This window comes from Flavobacterium sp. CECT 9288, assembly GCF_918731615.1.
Classification (GTDB): Bacteria; Bacteroidota; Bacteroidia; order Flavobacteriales; family Flavobacteriaceae; genus Flavobacterium.
Genome location: NZ_OU957226.1, coordinates 2,683,948 through 2,702,237, shown reverse-complemented (window position 1 = coordinate 2,702,237; position 18,290 = coordinate 2,683,948). Strand labels below are relative to the sequence as shown.

Here is an 18,290-nt window from a genome sequence, read left to right as displayed (position 1 = left end):
AGAAAAATGAAAAAAGGAATATTAATATTTAGCATTTTTGCAATGCTTTTCTCCTGTAGTGACGCGACAGATATTTTGCAACCAGGTGAATTAAATGATGCTCGTTTGTTTACTTCAATTAATAACATAGAGTTGTTTTTGACTGAAACTTACGATCGTTTAAGTACAGAAAATGAAATAATGGCTTCTTCATTGTTAACTGATGAAGTAGCTATGGGTAATAGTTTGGTTTCCAATGATACGCAAAGGTTTTTTGTTTTAACAACAAATGGTTTTGCAGCAAACATCTGGTTAAGTCATTACAATACAATTAATTATTGTAACCGATTAATTCGTGGCGCTGCTTTATATACTCCTACAGCTGCTGAAACTCCAAGATATAATTCAATTCTAGCACAAGCAAGAGCAATAAGAGCATTTTCTCACTTTCAATTGTTGACATATTTCTCAACAGACTTAAGTAATGATGCTGCTTTAGGTGTAATGAAAGTTGATTTTGTACCTGCAGTTGATCAAGACATTCCTAGATCAACAAATGGGGAAGTTTTTAAGTTGATAGAAGATGATTTGGCTTTCGCTGAAGCTAACTTAATAAATCCTACAGGAGCTAACGCTTATAAATTTGTTAGTCTTAATTTTATTAAAGCTTTCAAATCGAGAATGTATTTGTACAGAAAAGATTATCCAAAAGCTTTGGCTAGTGCTAATGATGTTATAGCTAGTTCAGGTTTGGTTCTATCTACCTCTACAGTTACAGTTGCTAATTTTCCTTTAACTTCTGCTACGGTGGTTCCAAGCGGTTCTGCCAATGGTGCAAATACAATCAACGTTGATCCTACTTCTGATTTTCCAGTTCAGAGAGCATTGTATTTAGTGGACCAATGGGTTTCAGCAAGTAGTCCGATGTACAGAAGAATGTGGGTAGATGCTGCACAAGGTGAGATATTATTCGCTCTTGATAAACCGATTAATAGAACTAATTTCAGCAGTAGATACAACACAAATGGATCTTATATTACTGGTGCGCCATTGTATGATATGGGAAGAACTTTGTTCAATCTGTATACTCAACCTTTAGGTGGTGGAGCAGAAGATTTCAGAAGATGGTGTTTTGTAGATCGTTCAGCAACTATTTCAGCAACACCTGCTACAGCTACTAGAACTAGTGAGACTATCGTTATTGATAAATATCCAGGTAAAAATGGTGGTCATACAGCTAATGATTTAAAAGTTTTCCGTTTATCTGAAATTTATTTTATCAAAGCTGAGTGTTTGATTAGAAGCGGTATGTTAAATGGAAGTACTGGTGCAGCTGATCTAATTCGTCAAGTAAGACAAGCTAGAAGTTACACTGGTGGTGTTGTTCCATTACCTGTATACGCTAACGCTACTGCAGCTTTAGCCGATGTTTTGTTAGAAAGAAGAAAAGAACTTTCTTTTGAAGGTCATAGATATATAGATCTTAAAAGATTAGGTGCGGATGCTGGCGTATCAGGTACTGATAGAGATGCTCAAGATGCAATCAATTCATCAGCAACTAATCCTGTAAATATTAACATTACAGATTATAGATTTACATTACCAATTCCACAAGCGGAAATTAATGTTAATCCATTGGTACCAAATCCAGGATATAATTAATTTGTATTGATTACATTATAATTATAGTTTTTTATTAAGCTGCGAGATTTTATCTCGCAGCTTTTTTTTTGAATCATGTGAACTATGTTTTTTTAAATTTCAATTGTTTAATTTATTTTGAAATAAAACTTAGGTATTGTTTGATAAAATTTATCTTTGCACTCAAGGCAATACTATTTATCAAATGAAAAATTTTTTTATTTTTTTTTTTATTTTTTTTCAATTTACTTTTTTTGCACAATCAAAAAATGAATCTATTGTACAAAAACCGAAATCAATAAGAATTCCGGATTCACTTAAAAACAAAAAAGTAGCATCTATTGATCTTTATAAAGTAATCACACTTGATAACGACACCACTTATATAGACACTTCTTTGACCATTCAAAAAGAATACAGTCATAATTATTTACGTAAAGATATTTTTGGTTTACTTCCATTTGCTAATGATGGTCAAACCTATAATACTTTACAGTATAGTCTAAGAGAGTACAATTCGTTACCTGAGTTTGGTTTCAAAGCCAAGCATTTTAATTTTCTTGAAGCACAACACTTACGTTACTATTCGGTTGCAACACCTGTTACTGAGTTGTATTTTAAAACGACCATAAATAGAGGTCAATCTGTTGATGCTTTTATTACTTTAAATACTTCAGACAATCTTAATTTTTCTATTGCATATAAAGGCCTTCGCTCTGAGGGGGAATATTTGAACCAATTATCTAGTACGGGTAATTTTAGGTTTACTTCTAGCTATAATACAAAAAACAAGCGTTATTTTGCAAAGGCGCATTATACTTTTCAAGACATTTTAAATGAAGAGAATGGAGGGATTACTACTATTGAAGATTTTGAAAGTGAAAATGCAAGCTTTAATAATAGACAACGTTTTGAAGTGTATTTTACAGACGCAAAATCTTTCCTAAAAGGTAAAAGATTTTTTCTGGATCATAATTTCAGAATAAATCCAAAAAAAGGTAACACAAATTTGTATGTTTCGCATCAAGTTAATTATGAGAATAAATTTTTCGAGTTCAATCAGCGCACTGTTTTCTCAACGGTTGGTTCTTCAACTGTTGATCGTTTTGGGGAGTCGTTTCTTAATTCAAATATTAACGACCAAACGCGTTATAATAAATTGTACAATAAAGTAGGCTTGACTTTAGAAAATAGTTTACTGGGTAAATTTTATTTTTTTATTGATGATTTTAGATCAAATTCGTATTACAATAGGATTTTAATATTTAACAATCAAACTAACATTCCTAGTTCTTTAAGTCAAGATATTAATACAGTATTAGGTAAATACGCTTTTGATCGAGAAAAATTCTCGGGTGATTTCTCATATCAACGCTCTATAACACCGCAATCTCTATCAAATCTGGATGCAAATTTTAAATTTAATTTTAATGAAGATTTTCAACTGTCTTTGCAATATCAAAATTTGAATAAATTACCAAATAATAATTATAACTTATACCAAAGTAGCTATATACAGTACAACTGGTCTAATGATTTTAAAAATGAAAAAATTAATATATTAAATGCTAATCTAGTTTCACCTTGGGTTGATATTGATTTTCAATATACCATGCTCAATGATTATTTATACTTTACGAACATCGCAACAGTTCAGCAAAAGAGTGTTCGAACTCAAATTGTAGCTCCAGCACAGTACAATGAAACTATAAATTATGCATCTTTAAAGTTAAGCAAAGAAATTAGTTTTGGAAATTTTGCTTTAGATAATACTGTTTTGTTTCAAAAAACAACACAAGACGAACTTGTTTTAAACGTGCCGGAATTGGTAACCCGAAACACCATTTATTATTCTAATTATTTCTTCAAAAACGCATTGTTTTTGCAAACAGGAGTTTCTTTAAATTATTTTACCAATTATTTTGCAAACGAATACAATCCTCTAATAGGTGAGTTTTTTGTTCAAAATGAGAAACAAATTGGGAATCACCCTTATTTAGATTTTTTTATTAATGCAAAAATTCAAAGAACTAGAATATACTTAAAAGCAGAACATTTTAATTCTAGTTTTACAGGAAACAATTTTTATTCTTCGCCAAACAATCCATCACGTGATTTCACTATTCGCTTTGGTTTAATCTGGAATTTTTTCAATTAATATTTTAGGGCGTTTTTCCGTGCTATGCGCTCTATCTTTTCTTGCTTAAAGAAAGCAAGAAAAGGATGCCGCTTCTATCACGAACGCAATCTGTCTTGAGCAAGAATAATTTCTAACAAAACACTATCTTTGCATTCGTTTTTGTAACAAATCTTAAATTTAAATACACTTTTTTATGCATTACGCAGAAAATATATTAGGTACCATTGGTAATACCCCGTTAGTAAAACTAAACAAAGTTACTGCCGAGGTGGAGGCACTCGTTCTAGCAAAAGTAGAAACGTTTAATCCAGGAAATTCTGTAAAGGATAGAATGGCAGTAAAAATGATTGAAGATGCCGAGGCTGATGGTAGATTGCAACCCGGAGGAACCATTATTGAAGGTACATCTGGTAATACAGGAATGGGACTTGCACTAGTAGCAATCATCAAAGGATACAAATTGATTTGTGTTATTTCGGACAAGCAATCAAAAGAAAAAATGGATATTCTACGTGCTGTAGGGGCAAAAGTTGTTGTATGTCCTACTGATGTGGAACCAACTGATCCAAGATCATATTACTCGGTTTCAAAACGACTAGCTGAGGAAACACCTAATTCATGGTACGTAAATCAATACGATAATCCATCTAATGCAATTGCGCATTATGAGCAAACGGGTCCTGAAATTTGGGAACAAACAAATGGTAAAATTACTCATTTTGTAGTTGGTGTAGGTACTGGTGGAACGATATCCGGAACTGCTAAGTATTTAAAAGAACAAAATCCAAACATCAAAATCTGGGGAATTGACACTTATGGTTCAGTATTTAAAAAGTACCATGAAACGGGAATTTTTGATGAAAATGAAATTTATTCCTATATCACCGAAGGTATTGGGGAAGATATTCTTCCTAAAAACGTCGATTTTTCTCTTATTGATGGGTTCACAAAAGTTACAGATAAAGATGCTGCAGTTTACACTCGAAAAATTGCACTTGAGGAAGGGATATTTGTTGGGAACTCGGCAGGTGCTGCTATCAAAGGATTGTTGCAATTGAAAGAGCATTTTAAGCCAGAGGATGTGGTAGTGGTACTTTTTCATGATTCAGGAAGCCGTTACGTAGGGAAAATGTATAATGATGAATGGATGCGTGAACGTGGATTTTTAGAAGAAGAAGTAACTAAAGCAGAGGATGTAATAAAGGATCATATTGATAAGCCACTTATTGTTGTTCGTACCGAAGAGCTAGTTTCTCATGCTATTGAGCGCATGCGTAAATACAAGATTTCTCAAATTCCGGTAATTGATATTACTGGTTTTGTAGGCTCTGTTGACGAAAGTGATTTGTTTCAAAGTTATGTTGCAGATAAAAATGTAGCTGATAAACCAATAAAAGAGGTGATGGGCAAACCTTTTCCCGTAGTGAAGCATGGAACTCCTATTGAAGAGGTTTCTAAATTATTTACTAAAGAAAACGAAGCTGTCTTAGTTGAACTTGCTAATGGTAATCACCATATTATTACCAAGTATGATATTATTGGTTCTATTAAATAGATAGTTAATAATAGCATTTGAGGCCTACTTTGTTTTTACAATGTAGGCTTTTTTGTTTTGATGCAGTCGTTTTATGAACAGGTTAAAAGGGTTTTTGAGTTTCAGGAACTTATTTTTGATGTATTTTTGTAAATGTAACCTTAATAGAGAATTATAGTGACTTTTACTGCAATAGATTTTGAAACAGCAATTGGTTATCACCCTTGTTCTGTAGGTATTGTAACTGTTGAAAACGGTATTATTGTTGATGAATTTGTTACCTTGATACAGCCACCTAATAATTATTATTCCCCATACACAATTCAAGTGCATGGAATTCATCCATACGATACAGAGTACGCAAAGACTTTTGCTGAAATATATCCTGAAATTCACAAAAGGCTTTGTAATCGTGTAATTGTAGCACATAACGAGAGTTTTGATCGGAATGTTTTGGCTAAGTCCATGGCGAATAATTACTTGGATTATTCGGATTTAAATATCGCAGATCGATGGGAATGTACGGTCAAAATATACCGAAGCAAAGGATTGAAGCCTACAAAACTAAGTGATTGTTGTCGCGAAATGAATATAGAGCTTAATCACCATGAAGCGCTGTCCGATGCTCGTGCTTGTGCGCAATTGTATTTGATGAAATAAAAGTTTTACTCCAGTTTTGTAGCTGTTATTTTTATACTTGTAAGTAGAATATTTTCATTACTTTAGTGTAATGTGAAATATAAAAAGTATGAAAGAAGATTTTCTTCATTATATTTGGAAGTTTAAGAAATTCAACGTCCTCGATTTAAAAACGCAACAAGGTGAGTCTTTGAATATTATCCACTCAGGACAATATCTTGAACTTTCTGGACCAGATTTTTTTAACGCTCAGATAATGATTGAGGGTCAAAAATGGGCGGGAAATATTGAAATACATATAAAATCTTCAGATTGGTATGTACATCATCATGAAAAAGATGATGCCTATGACAGTGTTATTTTGCATGTTGTTTGGGAACATGACACCGAAATTTTCAGGAAAAATAACACCGAAATTCCAGTATTGGAGCTAAAAAATTTTGTTGATTCTTCTATTCTTAGCAACTATCAATCTCTGGTTGCTCCTAAATCATGGATTTTTTGTGAGAAGCAAATCAATCAAGTTGATGATTTTGTTCTAAATAATTGGCAAGAACGGTTGTTTTTTGAACGTTTAGAACGTAAATCCAAAACTATTTTTGAAATGTTGAAGCAAACTAATCAAGATTGGGAAGCGGTTTTGTTTTGTCTTCTAGCCAAGAATTTTGGGCTTAACACTAATGGTGATACTTTTTTAACGATAGCACAATCTATTCCATTTGCTATCATAAGAAAAGAAAGTTTTGAAGTTGAAAATCTAGAAGCTTTACTTTTTGGTACCGCTGGATTATTAGATACAGAAAAAGAAGATAATTACTTTAAGGATTTAAAGTTCAGGTATTTTTATTTACTTCATAAATACCAAATTGAAAAAGAAATTATAGAGCCGGTTCAGTTTTTTAAACATCGCCCTGATAATTTTCCTACCATAAGACTGTCTCAATTATGTAATTTGTTTCATTTACAACAAAATTTATTTTCGAAAATTAGTACTCTAAAGTCTCTGCAAAATTGTTATAGTTTATTTCAAATCACTTCTTCAGAATATTGGAGTACACATTACCAGTTTGATAAAGCGAGTCCTAAAAAGAGAAAAGCACTCTCTAAATCGTTTATTGATTTGATTGTAATTAATACTATAATACCTCTGCAGTTTGCCTATTTTAAAAGTTTAGGTAAAGAGGTTTCCGAAGATTTTATTAACCTTCTCAAAGAAATCACACCCGAAAAGAATTCAATTATTGATAAGTTTAGTTCATTTGGGATCAAATCAAAAAATGCTTTTGACACACAAACTCTTTTGCAATTAAAAAATGAGTATTGTAATCAAAGTAAGTGTTTACAATGTAGTATTGGCACTGATTTGCTTAAAAACAAATAATTATGTATAAGTACATGTGATAATAATTGTAATTTTGTGTTTCTATACTCAAGTATTATGTCAGCAATTTTAAAGCTAAAATTTTTTTTCGAGAAACACGGGTTTCATGTGTCTTCTAGGTTAGCAGACACTTTAGGAATGCGTGCCAGTAGTGTTCGTCTGTTCTTTATATACTTATCCTTTGTAACAGTAGGGTTGTGGTTTGCAGTATATCTTACGCTAGCATTCTGGATGAAATTAAAAGATCTCATTCGCGCTAAGCGTACTTCTGTTTTTGATCTATAAAAAAAGGCTCCTTAGTTAAAAGGAGCCTTTCTTGTTTTTATTCTTGTATGTCATTGTTCAATTTCGAATTTCGTTTTCCGTAAAGGAAATAAATCAGAATTCCAATTGCTAACCATCCAAGTGAGAATAATTGAGCTTGAATACTTAAATTAATCATCAACCAAGTGTTGATTGCAATTCCACAAATAGCAATTACTGGTAAAGCAGGAACTTTAAATGTACGAACTAATTCTGGTTGTTTAACTCTAAGCATCCATACTGCAATACATACCATTGTAAAGGCAAATAAAGTACCAAAACTTGTCATTTCTGCTAGTTTACTAATAGGTGTAAAGGCAGCAACAGTGGCAATAAATCCACCTAAAATCATCAAGTTTGTTTTAGGAGTTCCAGATAATGGATTGATTTTTGAGAATACAGGTGGGATTAATCCATCTTTTGACATTCCTAAAAATATACGAGATTGTCCCATGATCATTACCATTAATACTGATATTAAACCTACAGTAGCAGCAATGGTAATAATGTAACCAGCCCAAGCTTGACCAGCAATATCAAATGCGTAAGCAACAGGAGCTTTTATCGCTTCAGGATATTTTCCTAGTGGATTGAAATCTTGGTAGCTAATCATACCAGTTAAAACTAAAGAAACCAATATATATAGAATAGTACATACTAATAACGATGCAATAATTGCAAATGGCACATCTTTCTTAGGGTTGATTGCTTCACCTGCTTGAGTAGAAACAGCATCAAAACCTACATAAGCAAAGAAAATAGCCGCTGCTCCAGAAATAACTCCATTAATTCCATACGCTTGATGCGGTTTTTCGTCAACAATAATGGTTTGTACTTCAGGGATAAATGGTGTCCAGTTGTCTACATCTATAAAAAATGCTCCAGCAATAATAACAAAAATTACTGCAGATACTTTTAAAATTACAATAAAGTTGTTAGCACTAGCTGCCTTTTCAGTTCCTTTAATTAGTAATGAAATTACTAAAAGTACAATTAAAAAAGCAGGTAAGTTCATAGAAAAACCTTCACCAGTGTAACTAGCTGGATCTGCAGTTAGCCATTCCGGGAGTTGAACTCCAAACATTTTGAGCATTTTATTAAAATATCCTGACCACGAAACGGCGACCGTCATAGATCCCATTGCGTATTCTAATATTAATCCCCAACCGATTATCCAAGCAAATATTTCTCCAATAGTTCCATATGCATAAGCGTAAGCAGATCCTTCAACAGGTAAAATAGAAGCAAATTCTGAATAACATAATGCTGCAAATACACAGGCAATACCTGCAATTACAAATGAAAGCGCTAGTGCTGGACCAGCATGATTATAGGCTCCAGTACCTGTAAGAACAAATATTCCTCCTCCGATAATTGCTCCAATACCAATTGCAGTAAGACTCCACTTTCCTAAAACTCTTTTTAATTGACTTTTTTTCATATCAGCTTCAAAAGCTGATACTGGTTTAACTCTCCAAATTGACATGGTTGTTTAATGTTTTAAGTTATTAAGCTCCAAATGTATTGTTTTTTATAAAAAATAAAAACAATAATTGATTTTTAACTCATAAAAAATAGTTTAATATCCTTTTTCAGCTCTTTTTTGTCGATTTATTATAATTACTCTTATATTTTTGTTCTAAATACTCATGTTGTTTAAGGATAGATTCTATATTTTTTTTATTTTTATATTTATTTAACTTTTAAAGATTTCAATCAAATTATGAACTTCAAAACTTTTGAATCCTTTTTAAAGTTCAATAAAGAACAACGTCTTGGAATTATAGTGTTATTTACCATCATTATTTTTTTACAAATATGCTATTATTGTTATGATTTTAGTACTACTATTAAACAGTCACCACAGGAGTTACAGTGGATTGCGTTGCAGTCAACTTTGGATTATGAGAAGAATGTTAATGAAAATATACCAAAGCAACAATATGCATTTAATCCCAATTTCATTTCAGATTACAAAGGCTATAAATTAGGGATGTCTACACAAGAAATAGACAGGTTACTTGCTTTTAGAAAGCAGAATAAATTTGTAAATTCTCCAGAGGAATTCCAGCGTGTTACACAAATTTCAGATTCATTACTTGAATCTATATCTCCTTTGTTTAAGTTTCCTAATTGGGTTGGGTATAAAAAAAGCACTACTACTTATAAAGAATATAAAAATCAGGAGTATCAGGCTTTCGCCAAAAAAGAAAAGGTTTCAGTATTAGATATCAATCAAGCTGATAAAGAAGCTTTGATGAAGGTCTACGGAATAGGAGATGCTATTTCTTCCCGAATTTTGAAACAAAAAGAAACTCTTGGAGGGTTTGTCTCAATGGAGCAAATGGATGAGATATGGGGGCTGTCTCCAGAAGTTATAGAGAAATTAAATATTCATTTTAAAGTTGGAGTGCTTCCTAATACTAAGAAAATTGACATTAATAATGCGTCTTTAAAAGAGCTTAGCCAGTTTCATTACTTTAGATACGCGCTTGCGAAAGAAATCATCACCTACAGAAGTATGAATGGAAACATAAAAAATATTGAGGATTTAACAAAAATTAAGGGATTTCCTGTTGATAAAGCAAAAATAATTGCCTTATATTTGGACTTTAAATAGAACTATCAAAAAACTAGAATAAAAAGTGCGTTTTTTTTATCATAATTTGTACAAACGTAATTTTATTGTTCTTTCCAATTTTGATTTTTTGCCACTTATCCAGAAACTGACTTTATATCTAGTTTCTACCAATCTAAAATTTGTTAAAAAAGAAAAAAACATATGAATTCAATTTACTTCACAGAGGAGCACCAAGCATTTAGAGAAAGTTTAAAAGGTTTTTTACAAAAAGAAGTGGTTCCGCACATTGAGAAATGGGAAAAAACAGGAACAATAGAGCGCTTTATTTGGGAGAAATTCGGGGAAATGGGTTATTTTGGTATTGCTTACCCAGAGGCATACGGAGGTCTTGGTTTAGACTTATTTTACACGGTTATTTTCCTTGAGGAATTACAAAAAATAAAATCATCTGGTTTTGCAGCAGCCATGTGGGCTCATGCTTATTTGGCTATGACACACTTAAATGCTGAGGGTGACGAAAGAATTAAACAAGACTACTTAGTGCCAAGTATCGCTGGAAAGAAAATAGGTGCTTTATGTATCTCGGAGCCTTTTGGAGGTAGTGATGTTGCGGGAATGCGAACTAATGCCGTGAAAAAAGGTGACAAATATGTGATTAATGGTTCGAAAACATTTATCACAAATGGTGTTTATGCCGATTATTACATTGTGGCTGCCAAGACAAACCCAGAACTTGGTAACAAGGGAATTAGTATTTTCTTAATGGATACAAGTCTTAAGGGAATATCAGCTTCAAAACTTGATAAACTAGGCTGGAGAGCATCGGATACAGCAGAGATTGCTTTTGATAATGTAGAAATCCCTGCTGAAAATTTAATGGGTGAAGAAGGAAAAGGATTTCCGTACATCATGCAGCATTTTGCTTTAGAGCGTTTAATTATGGCAATCAATGCGCATGCTAGAGGTGAATATGCTATTGATTATACTATTGAATATATGTCTCAACGTGAGGCTTTTGGTAAAAAAATCAGTAAGTTTCAAGCATTAAGACATACGCTTGTTGAACATGCAACGGAGGTTGAGCATTGTAAAATTTTCAATTATGCTGCAGTAGCCCGTCTTGATAAAGGGGAGTATGTGGTTAAAGAAGCAACAATGGCAAAGTTAAAATCGACAAAAGTAGCTGATGAAACCATTTACAGTTGTTTGCAAATGCTTGGAGGCTACGGTTACATGGAAGAGTATCCATTAGCACGTTTGTTTAGAGATAGTCGTTTAGGGCCTATTGGTGGAGGAACATCTGAAATCTTAAAAGAAATTTTAGGAAAAATGATCATTGATAATCAAAATTATGAGCCGGCTGTAAAATAGTTTGGTTCCCTCATGTGTACGGCACGAGTTATAAATATTAGTAAGAGTCTTGTTTTTCAAGGCTCTTTTTTTGTGTGAAGGATAGAAGTGGAAATCCTTTATGGATGCGTAGCAGTAAATAAAGATTGTAGCGCATAGCCTGACGGCAAAAAGATAGTATTTCAATAGATAAAAAATACTTCCTTGCCGGCACACTCAAAATAAATAACAATAAATAGCGATAAAGTAAAAATAATGTCTACTTTTGCAGCCTAAAGAAAGGGGGTGTCTATATTATGTTAATTATACCAATTAAAGACGGAGAAAATATCGATAGAGCGTTAAAACGTTACAAAAGAAAATTTGATAAAACAGGAACTGTTCGTCAATTAAGAGCGCGTACTGCTTTTATTAAACCTTCAGTAACGAATAGAATCAAAATTCAAAAAGCGGCTTATATCCAAAATATGAGAGATAACTTAGAGAGTTAATCTATTTTACAGAAAAATAAAACCGTTAGTCATCAAAATTTAATAACTTTGATGCTAACGGTTTTTTTATGACTACTAATAAAGATGCATTTCGAGATTATCTCACCTTGGAGAAAAAATATTCAGCACACACCATTATGGCTTATTGTGTGGATGTGGATTCATTTTCGGAATACATTAAAAAAGAATTTGACCAAGAAACTATAGATCATGTTCATTATGTTCAAATAAGAAACTGGATAGTCTCACTAGTGGATATGTCGGTTTCGAATAGTTCTGTCAATCGTAAAGTAGCTTCCCTTAAAGCCTACTTTAAATTTTTAATGAAGATAAAGCAAATTGAGATAAGCCCTTTGCTAAAACATAAAGCTCTCAAAACGGCTAAAAAAGTACAAATACCTTTTTCGGAAAATGAAATGCAAAATCTTTTGTTTGGAACCCAGCATGCTGAAGGTTTTGAGCAAATAAGAAATGCTCTAGTTGTAGAGTTGTTTTATGCTACCGGTGTTCGCCGGACGGAGTTAATACATTTAAAAAATTCAGATGTAAATTTGTCAAACAACACTATAAAAGTATTAGGAAAACGAAATAAAGAGCGAATAGTTCCATTGTTGCCTATACTTAAAGATCAAATATCTCGTTATCAAGAAGAAAGAAGAACGCTAGTTATGATTAATGATGAGGAGTTTTTTTTTCTAACTAAAAAAGGAGATAAATTAAGTAATTCCTTTGTGTATCGATTAATAAATTCGTACTTTAGTAACATATCAGAGAAGGTAAAAAAGAGTCCGCATATTCTAAGACATACTTTCGCTACACATTTATTAAATAACGGAGCTGATTTAAACTCAGTAAAAGAGTTGCTTGGTCACTCGAGTTTAGCTTCTACGCAAGTTTATACCCATAACAGTTTAGCTGAGTTGAAAAACGTATATGCAAAGGCTCATCCTCGAGAAAGTAAAAATAAAATTTGAACCATTAAATAAAGAAGATCATGAAGGTAAGTGTACATGCAGTTAACTTTACAGTTGACAAGAAGCTAGTTGATTTTATTCAAGAAAGATTGGATAAGTTAGAAAAGTACTATGACAAGGTGGTGTCGTCGGATGTTTTTTTGAAAGTAGAAAAAACTAGCGAAAAGGAAAATAAAATTGCCGAAGTAAAAATAATTGTTCCTGGTGATGAATTTCTGGTCAAAAAGCAGTGTAAAACCTTTGAAGAAGCGATAGAGTTATCTTCGGAATCTCTAGAGCGAATGTTGCTCAAGAGAAAAGAAAAGATTAGTTCTCATATTTAATATAAATTTTTTTCAAAAAATGTTTTGATTGAGAGATAAAATCTATACATTTGCAGTCCGTTAGAAATAGCGGACTTTTTTTATTGATTTGCCAGCGTAGCTCAGTTGGCTAGAGCAGCTGATTTGTAATCAGCAGGTCGTGGGTTCGAGTCCCTCCGCCGGCTCAAATTATTGAGGTATAAAATAAAAAAAGTTGGGGAGATACTCAAGCGGCCAACGAGGGCAGACTGTAAATCTGCTGTGTGAACTTCGCAGGTTCGAATCCTGCTCTCCCCACTAGAAAACTTGAATTGTGTTTTTTTTGAATTGAAAAATTTAAAAATTGTAATTCGAGCTCTTTGATAAGAGGTTCTGCCGACTTAGCTCAGAGGTAGAGTGCTTCCTTGGTAAGGAAGAGGTCACGGGTTCAATTCCCGTAGTTGGCTCAAGTAAGTAGGAAATAAAAATTAATATATAACAAGATTAAAATTAAGTAAAATGGCAAAAGAAACCTTTAACCGTTCGAAACCACACTTAAATATTGGTACGATCGGACACGTAGATCACGGTAAAACTACTTTAACAGCAGCAATCACAAAAGTATTATCTGATGCTGGTTACTGTCAAGCAAAATCATTTGATCAAATTGATAATGCTCCTGAAGAAAAAGAAAGAGGTATTACAATTAATACATCGCACGTTGAGTACGAAACTGCTAATCGTCACTATGCACACGTTGACTGTCCAGGTCACGCGGATTACGTGAAGAACATGGTTACAGGAGCTGCTCAAATGGATGGAGCTATTCTTGTTGTAGCTGCAACTGATGGGCCAATGCCACAAACACGTGAGCACATCCTTTTAGGTCGCCAAGTAGGTATTCCTAGAATGGTAGTTTTCATGAACAAAGTGGATATGGTTGATGATGCTGAGTTATTAGAGTTGGTTGAAATGGAAATTAGAGACTTATTGTCTTTCTATGAGTACGATGGAGACAACTGTCCAGTTATTCAAGGTTCTGCTTTAGGTGGATTGAATAATGATGCTGCTTGGGTACCTAAAATTCTTGAATTGATGGAGGCTGTAGATTCTTGGATCGAAGAGCCAATCAGAGATACAGATAAGCCTTTCTTGATGCCAGTTGAGGATGTATTTACAATTACTGGTCGTGGAACTGTTGCTACAGGTCGTATCGAAACAGGTATTGCTAATACAGGAGATCCAGTTGAAATCATTGGTATGGGAGCTGAAAAATTGACTTCTACTATCACTGGAGTTGAGATGTTCCGTAAAATCCTTGATAGAGGTGAAGCTGGAGATAACGTAGGTTTATTGTTAAGAGGTGTTGATAAAGAATCTATCAAAAGAGGAATGGTTATCATTAAGCCAGGATCTGTTAAGCCACACGCAACTTTCAAAGCTGAGGTTTATATCTTGAAAAAAGAAGAAGGTGGACGTCACACTCCATTTCATAACAACTACCGTCCACAGTTCTATGTACGTACAACTGACGTAACAGGAGTTATCACTTTACCAGAAGGTGTAGAGATGGTAATGCCAGGAGATAACTTAACTATCAATGTATCTTTGTTAAGCCCAATCGCAATGAGCGTTGGTTTACGTTTCGCTATCCGTGAAGGTGGTAGAACAGTAGGAGCTGGACAAGTTACTGAGATTGTAGGTTAATCTACAAAAAAATAAATTCAAAAACAATGTCGTTTAACGACGACATTGTTTTTTATTCTACGGGCGTAGTTCAAGGGTAGAATAGCGGTCTCCAAAACCGTTGATGGGGGTTCGAATCCCTCCGCCCGTGCAAAAAATATATCACAATGACAAAAGTTGTAAATTACATATCAGAAGCATTTGAAGAATTGAAATCAAATGTAACTTGGCCAGAATGGTCTGAGGTACAACGTCTCACGATTGTTGTGGCTGTTTTTTCTGTTTTATTTGCCTTGGGAACATGGGGAGTTGATGAAATTTTCGCAAAAGCTTTAGCAGGATTTTTTAACTGGATAAAAGCTTAATTTTTTTGTTATGGCAGATGTGAATGTTAAAAAATGGTATGTCGTTAGAGCGGTAAGTGGCCAAGAAAATAAAGTTAAAGCTTATATTGAGACTGAAATTGCAAGATTAGAAATGACTGATTATGTTTCTCAAGTTCTAGTTCCTACTGAAAAAGTAGTAACTGTTAAAGAAGGGAAAAAATTAGTTAAAGATAAAGTTTACTTTCCTGGCTATGTCATGATAGAAGCGAATCTTGTTGGAGAAATACCTCATATCATAAAATCAATTACTAGCGTTATTGGTTTTTTAGGTGAGATTAAAGGTGGAGAGCCTGTTCCTTTAAGGATGTCTGAGGTTAACAGAATGTTAGGTAAGGTTGATGAACTTGCTGTAAATACTGATACTAGATCTATTCCTTTTAATGTAGGAGAGACAATTAAAGTGATTGATGGTCCATTTAATGGATTTAATGGTTCAGTTGAAAAAATAAATGAAGAAAAGCGTAAACTAGAAGTAATGGTTAAAATTTTTGGTAGAAAAACACCATTAGAACTTAGTTTTATGCAAGTTGAAAAAGTATAATTTTTGTTACATCTATAATATCCACTGTAATCGCTTCCAATGATTATGGTGTTAAATTTTTTAAAAAATGGCTAAAGAAATTAGTAAGGTAGTTAAACTACAAGTTAAGGGAGGTGCTGCGAATCCGTCGCCACCGGTTGGACCTGCTTTAGGAGCTGCTGGGGTTAATATCATGGAGTTCTGTAAGCAGTTTAATGCTAGAACACAAGATAAACCTGGCAAAATATGCCCAGTACAAATTACTGTGTATAAAGACAAATCATTTGATTTTGTTGTAAAAACTCCTCCAGCTGCCGTTCAATTATTGGAGGCTGCAAAGCTAAAGTCTGGATCAGGTGAACCAAATCGTAAAAAAGTAGCAAGTGTTACTTGGGATGTTATCAAGGCGATAGCTGAGGATAAAATGGTAGATTTAAATGCATTCACAATCGAATCTGCAATGAGCATGATCGCTGGAACTGCTAGATCTATGGGTATAACTGTATCAGGAGATGCTCCTTTTTAATTAAGAGAAAGAAATGGCAAAATTAACAAAAAAGCAAAAAGAGGCTGCTTCTAAAATTGAGAAGAACAAACTATACTCTTTGAAAGATGCTGCTGCATTAATCAAAGTTATAGCTTCTGCAAAATTTGATGAGTCTGTTGATATCGCAGTACGTTTGGGTGTAGATCCAAGAAAAGCGAATCAAATGGTAAGAGGTGTTGTTACATTACCTCACGGTACTGGTAAAGATGTAAAAGTTTTAGCATTAGTTACTCCAGATAAAGAAGCTGAGGCTTTAGCAGCTGGTGCTGATTATGTAGGTCTTGATGACTATTTACAAAAAATCAAAGATGGTTGGACAGATGTTGATGTAATTATCACGATGCCAGCTGTTATGGGTAAATTAGGTCCTTTAGGTCGTATATTAGGACCAAGAGGTTTAATGCCAAACCCTAAAACAGGTACAGTGACTATGGATGTTGCTAAAGCTGTTCAAGAGGTTAAAGCTGGTAAAATTGACTTTAAAGTTGATAAAACTGGAATTGTTCATGCTGGAATTGGTAAAGTTTCTTTTGGAGCTGAGCAAATCTATGACAATGCACACGAAATTATTCAAACATTAATTAAACTTAAGCCAACTGCTGCTAAAGGTACATACATTAAAGGTATACACCTTACAAGCACAATGAGTCCTGCTATTGCATTGGATCCTAAAGCAGTATAATTGGTAGTTAATAACTTTTAGTATGACTAGAGAAGAAAAATCAATCGCGATTGAAAATTTAACTGCACAGTTAGCTGGTACAAATATTATATATGTATCTGATATTTCAGGACTTAACGCAGAAACTACTTCAAGTTTAAGAAGAGCTTGTTTTAAAGCAGGTATAAAATTAGAGGTTGTAAAAAACACTTTGCTTGCAAAAGCAATGGAAGCTTCTGATAATGATTATGGTGATTTACCTTCAGTATTGAGTGGTAATAGCGCTATCTTTATTTCAGATGTGGCTAATGCTCCAGGAAAAATCATTAAAGATTTTAGAAAAAAATCAGCTAAGCCAATTTTAAAAGGTGCTTACATTAACTCTGAAATTTATTTAGGTGACGATCAATTAGATGCATTAGCAACTATCAAATCTAAAGAAGAGCTTATTGGTGAAATCATTGGATTATTACAATCACCTGCACAGAGAGTTATTTCTGCTTTACAAAACCAATTCGCTGGTAGCGAAGAAGTCTCTGAAGAAGTTGAAGCTTAATAATTTTAGATTTTATCTAATATTATTTGAATTACGCGCACAATAAATAAATTATATTTTACAAATCATTTTAAAACGATAAAAAAATGGCAGATTTGAAACAATTCGCAGAACAATTAGTTAACCTTACAGTTAAAGAAGTTAACGAATTAGCAACAATATTAAAAGATGAGTACGGAATCGAACCAGCTGCGGCAGCTGTAGTAGTTTCAGGTGGTGGTGAAGCTGCTGCTGAAGATGTTCAAACTGAATTTACAGTTGTATTGAAAGAGGCTGGTGCTTCTAAATTAGCAGTTGTAAAATTAGTTAAAGAACTTACAGGTTTAGGTTTGAAAGAAGCTAAAGATGTAGTTGATAGCGCTCCAAGTAACGTTAAAGAAGGTGTAACTAAAGAAGAGGCTGAAGGTCTTAAAAAATCTTTAGAAGAAGCTGGAGCTGTTGTTGAGCTTAAATAATTAAACTCCGTTTAATGAATACGGTTTAGGTCATGGGTTTAATCACCTTTTGACCTAAACCATTTTTTCGTATAATTAAAATCTAGTGTTTTTAGATGCTTTTTTTATTTATCGAAATATATTTTACCCATTACGATGAAAAAAAATTAATAGATAATAAGAAAGTAGTTATCCTTAATTAATTT

General features: G+C 33.3%; 19 protein-coding genes and 4 tRNA genes. 22 read left to right on the top strand and 1 reads right to left on the bottom strand.

Features of this window, described 5'->3' with window-relative positions; genetic code table 11:
- Window positions 1–6: 6 nt before the first annotated feature.
- The 6 genes from LQ189_RS11910 to LQ189_RS11885 all read left to right on the top strand — a co-directional run bounded on the left by LQ189_RS11910 (window position 7) and on the right by LQ189_RS11885 (window position 7,599).
- Entirely contained in the window at window positions 7–1,641 is a 1,635-nt protein-coding gene (locus LQ189_RS11910; RefSeq protein WP_230157363.1) for a RagB/SusD family nutrient uptake outer membrane protein, read from the top strand.
- 184 nt (window positions 1,642–1,825) lie between these two features.
- The gene (locus LQ189_RS11905; RefSeq protein ID WP_230157356.1) at window positions 1,826–3,778 is read left to right on the top strand and encodes a putative porin; all 1,953 of its coding nucleotides are present in this window, start codon (window positions 1,826–1,828) and stop codon (window positions 3,776–3,778) included.
- A gap of 175 nt (window positions 3,779–3,953) precedes the next feature.
- Window positions 3,954–5,315 (top strand): pyridoxal-phosphate dependent enzyme, encoded by a 1,362-nt coding sequence (locus LQ189_RS11900; RefSeq protein WP_086454435.1) that lies wholly within the window; start codon window positions 3,954–3,956, stop codon window positions 5,313–5,315.
- A gap of 156 nt (window positions 5,316–5,471) precedes the next feature.
- Window positions 5,472–5,954, top strand: a complete 483-nt coding sequence (locus LQ189_RS11895; RefSeq protein ID WP_086454434.1) for a 3'-5' exonuclease — start codon at window positions 5,472–5,474, stop codon at window positions 5,952–5,954.
- An 88-nt stretch (window positions 5,955–6,042) separates the two neighbouring features.
- Window positions 6,043–7,314: a DUF2851 family protein gene (locus LQ189_RS11890; RefSeq protein ID WP_230157354.1), complete on the top strand. Its 1,272-nt coding sequence runs from the start codon at window positions 6,043–6,045 to the stop codon at window positions 7,312–7,314.
- A 57-nt stretch (window positions 7,315–7,371) separates the two neighbouring features.
- Window positions 7,372–7,599, top strand: coding sequence for a PspC family transcriptional regulator (locus LQ189_RS11885; RefSeq protein ID WP_086454432.1), 228 nt, complete (start codon window positions 7,372–7,374; stop codon window positions 7,597–7,599).
- 37 nt (window positions 7,600–7,636) lie between these two features.
- Here LQ189_RS11885 and LQ189_RS11880 read toward each other — a convergent pair whose 3' ends face one another.
- Window positions 7,637–9,103: an APC family permease gene (locus LQ189_RS11880; protein WP_086454431.1), complete on the bottom strand. Its 1,467-nt coding sequence runs from the start codon at window positions 9,101–9,103 to the stop codon at window positions 7,637–7,639.
- Window positions 9,104–9,340: 237 nt separating this feature from the next.
- On the opposite strand from LQ189_RS11880, the gene LQ189_RS11875 reads away from it, so the two are divergent.
- The 16 genes from LQ189_RS11875 (at window position 9,341) to rplL (ending at window position 18,105) form a co-directional block, all read left to right on the top strand.
- Window positions 9,341–10,237 carry a helix-hairpin-helix domain-containing protein gene (locus tag LQ189_RS11875; protein ID WP_230157352.1) on the top strand — a complete coding sequence of 299 codons (897 nt, stop codon included), beginning with the start codon at window positions 9,341–9,343 and terminating at the stop codon, window positions 10,235–10,237.
- Between the two features lie 162 nt (window positions 10,238–10,399).
- Entirely contained in the window at window positions 10,400–11,569 is a 1,170-nt protein-coding gene (locus LQ189_RS11870; protein WP_230157350.1) for an acyl-CoA dehydrogenase family protein, read from the top strand.
- 275 nt (window positions 11,570–11,844) lie between these two features.
- A complete protein-coding gene (rpsU, locus tag LQ189_RS11865) occupies window positions 11,845–12,039 on the top strand; it encodes a 30S ribosomal protein S21 (RefSeq protein ID WP_035670421.1) in 195 nt (64 codons plus the stop codon).
- Between the two features lie 68 nt (window positions 12,040–12,107).
- Window positions 12,108–13,013 carry a tyrosine-type recombinase/integrase gene (locus LQ189_RS11860; protein WP_230157348.1) on the top strand — a complete coding sequence of 302 codons (906 nt, stop codon included), beginning with the start codon at window positions 12,108–12,110 and terminating at the stop codon, window positions 13,011–13,013.
- Between the two features lie 20 nt (window positions 13,014–13,033).
- The gene (hpf, locus tag LQ189_RS11855) at window positions 13,034–13,336 is read left to right on the top strand and encodes a ribosome hibernation-promoting factor, HPF/YfiA family (RefSeq protein WP_086454427.1); all 303 of its coding nucleotides are present in this window, start codon (window positions 13,034–13,036) and stop codon (window positions 13,334–13,336) included.
- A 90-nt stretch (window positions 13,337–13,426) separates the two neighbouring features.
- Window positions 13,427–13,500, top strand: a tRNA-Thr gene (locus LQ189_RS11850).
- A 31-nt stretch (window positions 13,501–13,531) separates the two neighbouring features.
- Window positions 13,532–13,612: transfer RNA gene (locus LQ189_RS11845), tRNA-Tyr, on the top strand.
- 77 nt (window positions 13,613–13,689) lie between these two features.
- Window positions 13,690–13,761: transfer RNA gene (locus tag LQ189_RS11840), tRNA-Thr, on the top strand.
- A 52-nt stretch (window positions 13,762–13,813) separates the two neighbouring features.
- Complete coding sequence (tuf, locus tag LQ189_RS11835; protein WP_221917633.1) at window positions 13,814–15,001, top strand: elongation factor Tu; 1,188 nt, start codon at window positions 13,814–13,816, stop codon at window positions 14,999–15,001.
- A 59-nt stretch (window positions 15,002–15,060) separates the two neighbouring features.
- Window positions 15,061–15,131 (top strand) — tRNA-Trp (locus LQ189_RS11830).
- Window positions 15,132–15,147: 16 nt separating this feature from the next.
- A complete protein-coding gene (gene secE, locus LQ189_RS11825; protein ID WP_086455318.1) occupies window positions 15,148–15,345 on the top strand; it encodes a preprotein translocase subunit SecE in 198 nt (65 codons plus the stop codon).
- Between the two features lie 10 nt (window positions 15,346–15,355).
- A complete protein-coding gene (gene nusG / locus LQ189_RS11820; RefSeq protein ID WP_086455317.1) occupies window positions 15,356–15,907 on the top strand; it encodes a transcription termination/antitermination protein NusG in 552 nt (183 codons plus the stop codon).
- Between the two features lie 67 nt (window positions 15,908–15,974).
- The gene (gene rplK, locus LQ189_RS11815) at window positions 15,975–16,412 is read left to right on the top strand and encodes a 50S ribosomal protein L11 (protein WP_007807442.1); all 438 of its coding nucleotides are present in this window, start codon (window positions 15,975–15,977) and stop codon (window positions 16,410–16,412) included.
- 13 nt (window positions 16,413–16,425) lie between these two features.
- A complete protein-coding gene (gene rplA, locus LQ189_RS11810; RefSeq protein ID WP_039111376.1) occupies window positions 16,426–17,115 on the top strand; it encodes a 50S ribosomal protein L1 in 690 nt (229 codons plus the stop codon).
- Window positions 17,116–17,137: 22 nt separating this feature from the next.
- Entirely contained in the window at window positions 17,138–17,650 is a 513-nt protein-coding gene (rplJ, locus tag LQ189_RS11805; RefSeq protein ID WP_086455316.1) for a 50S ribosomal protein L10, read from the top strand.
- Window positions 17,651–17,736: 86 nt separating this feature from the next.
- A complete protein-coding gene (gene rplL / locus LQ189_RS11800; protein ID WP_086455315.1) occupies window positions 17,737–18,105 on the top strand; it encodes a 50S ribosomal protein L7/L12 in 369 nt (122 codons plus the stop codon).
- The last annotated feature ends 185 nt before the right edge of the window (window positions 18,106–18,290 follow it).